The organism is Photobacterium aphoticum (assembly GCF_001029435.1).
Lineage (GTDB): Bacteria > Pseudomonadota > Gammaproteobacteria > Enterobacterales > Vibrionaceae > Photobacterium > Photobacterium aphoticum.
Map to the genome: position 1 here is coordinate 1 of NZ_LDOV01000050.1, position 3,297 is coordinate 3,297.

3 protein-coding genes are annotated in these 3,297 nt (G+C 40.7%); all 3 read left to right on the forward strand.

Annotated features, from left to right (window positions below):
• The first annotated feature begins 615 nt into the window (after nt 1–615).
• Complete coding sequence (locus ABT58_RS21970; RefSeq protein ID WP_189595490.1) at nt 616–984, forward strand: hypothetical protein; 369 nt, start codon at nt 616–618, stop codon at nt 982–984.
• 10 nt (nt 985–994) lie between these two features.
• Nucleotides 995–2,182, forward strand: coding sequence for a site-specific integrase (locus tag ABT58_RS21975; protein ID WP_189595491.1), 1,188 nt, complete (start codon nt 995–997; stop codon nt 2,180–2,182).
• A 105-nt stretch (nt 2,183–2,287) separates the two neighbouring features.
• Complete coding sequence (locus tag ABT58_RS21980) at nt 2,288–3,262, forward strand: DUF4062 domain-containing protein (RefSeq protein ID WP_047876585.1); 975 nt, start codon at nt 2,288–2,290, stop codon at nt 3,260–3,262.
• Nucleotides 3,263–3,297: the final 35 nt, after the last annotated feature.

Sequence of the window (3,297 nt, forward strand, 5' to 3'; positions counted from 1 at the left end):
CGACCCAGCGATCTAGGATTTAAGTTGTGGTTGAGATAGTTGTTGAGTAACTAACTTGGCGTTGAACAAAAATGTTTCAATAGCTTTACTATTAGAAAATTATGGGTAACCGCTTAGCTTCGTGTCCAGTGTTGATAGTGCGGGTTGCTTCAAGCGATTAGTAACAACCGAACTCATTACAAGTAGAGGAGAAGCTGTTACCGTTCGAGTCAGTACCCGACGTAAATGTTGAATTTCCGATTCTGTTTGTGGTGCTATTCCATGAGTTACCATCAGCTGATGTACCGTTGGTAAATGTAGAGTTCCCAATTGTTGTACTAGTTTGGTTCCAAGTTGAACCGGTTCTGCTATTACTACCATGCACGGTAGTACTATTTCCATACTTTTGCACGCTGTATGTATTACCACTGTCATCGTAACAAGTTTTAAAGGATTCTGAACCAATACAGTTCGCATGGCTTGTCATTGGTAAAGTCAGTAAAAGTGTGAAAAACAATTTTTTCATGAGTAATACCTCTTTAGATTTTTCATACACAATACTGGTACATTGATCCGAACCAGCAACAGAATTAAACACATATTAAATCTATGATACCCATATTCATGGAGTTTAATATGAACAAGATCACCAAGATTCAACAAATCTCAACCCTACCAATCACCACAGCCCTACAAGAACAAATTCTATCCATACTCACCGAACCATTTTACGACGAAACAGAAACCCAAGAAGTATGGGATGAACTGCAATGTGAGCTCTGGTTCCTAGACTCAATTTCTGGCTTAACTGCCGACGGCGTCGACGGTTCAGATCTCGAACTGCTAGAACGAGCGTTAACCTACACCGAATTCGAGGATGAATTAGAGCAAGATATGGTGCTGACCCTGAGCATTGTCGATAACAGTGGCAAAGGAATTTATCTGCTGATGCCTAAGACATTACTAGCTGAATTGTGCCAACATTTCTCAATCTGTAATGAGTGAGGTAGCAGTGATGAAATCGAAAAAATTTAAGTTCAACAAGCGCCAACTTGACTCACTACCGCCGACGCCGTCGACGAGTCGTAGCAAAGAAACTGAATATACCGATGAGTTATGCAGTGGTTTAAAGCTGATTGTTAACCGTCAAGGTAGAAAGCGATTCCTGTTCAGATACACGCTACATGGGACCAAGAAATCTGTTCAGCTTGGGGAATACCCAGCGATAGACATCAACACGGCTAGGCAAATCGCTAATGACCATAAGAGAGAAATTGCGCTAGGTAATGACCCAAAAGCAATGAGGGACGAAAAGCGTAACGTGTTAACTTTTAAGGAGTTCGCAGAACAGCACTATCTTCCCTATGCCATGATGAACAAGCTCACCGCTAAAAGTGATGAGGGAAACCTTAGACTTCATTTCTTCCCTAAATGGGGAAAGAAACCTCTTACTGATATTGGTCAGCAAGACATTCAGAAATTGTTAGATGGGTTACTTGAGGGGAGAAAACCAGCAACCGTTAATCGTCTTCGGTCACTAATACTCCGTATGTTCAGACTAGCAATGGAATGGGGATTCGTAGACAAGCATCCGGGGCAATACATACGAAAACTCAAGGAGAACAATGTTCGCCAGTTCTTCCTTAATCGTCAGGAGGTCGCCAACTTCATCAAGGCATGTAACGAGGAGCCTAACCGTACTCAGGCTAATGCGTTGAAATTTGCTCTGCTTACGGGGATGCGTATAGGGGAAATCACTAGCTCAAAATGGGAGTGCCTTACCGTCGACGACGACGGCAATTGGAGCCTCTTTCTGCCGCATACAAAATCTGGTTTATCTCGGACTGTACTGCTGAATGATCTAGCTAAGGAGGTAATGAAAGATCAGCGCAGATTTCAGAAACTAAAGAACCCTTATATCTTTGCAGGGGATGCTGAGGGGCGACCTATCGCTCATCCGAAGAAAGCATTTGCTCGAATTAGGAAAGCGGCAGGTATTAAGGATACGTTTAGGATTCACGATTTACGACATAGCTTTGCAAGCATCCTGATAAATAGCGGCAACGCCACGCTCTATGATGTCCAGCACTTGTTGGGGCATCAGTCGCCGCAAACCAGCACCAGATATGCTCATCTAGCTTCTAGTCGGTTGAGGGAGGTTAGTGCGAATGTGGTGGAGTTGGTTGGGGGGAGTAGTAATTAATTAGACAAAAACAGTAAGTACTATACTTACTGTTTTTTAAATAAATAGAACATATTTTCATGCACTTAGTGTTAAAATGACTGCAAATCAACCGGAGGTTTTTTTGTGGCAAAACCAAGAATATTCGTTAGCTCTACTTATTACGATTTAAAGCATGTTCGTAGTGATATTGAACGCTTCATCCTTGAGCAAGGGTATGACCCAATATTAAATGAAAGAGGACATATTGCTTATGGTAGCCGAGAGAAATTAGAAGAATACTGCTATAAAGAGGTCAGCCAATGTGACATCTTGGTTTCTATTATAGGTGGTCGTTTCGGCAGTTCTTCAACTGATGAATTTTCTATCTCAAATCGAGAGCTTCTCGAAGCTAGCCGGTTAGGGAAGCAAATTTACATTTTTATTGATGCGGCTGTTGCGTCAGAGTACCGAACATACCAAGCCAACAAAGATATTCCCGGTGTTAAATACCCTGCTGTTGATGATCCTAAAGTATATGACTTTATTGAAAAGGTCTACAATATGCCAAAAAACAATACCGTTCATACTTTTTCTTGTGCCGCAGATATAACAATATATTTAAAAGAGCAATGGGCAGGTCTGTTCCAACGGTTACTAGGTGATGAGTCCAAAAAAAGTGAAGTTGACATAATACAACAATTGACTGAAACCTCAGATACGCTAAATCAACTAGTTGCTTTTTTAGTTGCAGAGAAGCAGGACAGTCAAGTTGCAATCTCTCAAATTTTAACAATTAATCATCCTATTTTTCATGAAATTGAAAGAAAAGCAGACATTCCTTTTCGAGTGTTTTTTGAAACACTAGGTGAGATGATTAATATATTTGATCGGCTAGGATATAAACTTATTCCTAAATCAGATTTTGATGCCAAAGATGGGTATGCCTCATGGGTGTTATCTGATGATATTAATATTGTGCGTATATCAAAAGAAGCTTTCCATGTGGAGTATAGCGACGACGACGAAAAAAACATCTCATATAGTTCGAAGCTTAAAATGTTTACGTCTTCAGACTGGTCTCCTGAACTGGTAGAAAAAGACACTAAAATTCCATTTTAATACCCACCAGATTAAAATCCTAGATCGCTGGGTCG

Bases quoted from the DNA above. Each gene is read 5' to 3' on its own strand.
- ABT58_RS21975 (WP_189595491.1), top strand. From the start codon at position 995: ATGAAATCGAAAAAATTTAAGTTCAACAAGCGCCAACTTGACTCACTA.
- ABT58_RS21970 (WP_189595490.1), top strand. From the start codon at position 616: ATGAACAAGATCACCAAGATTCAACAAATCTCAACCCTACCAATCACC.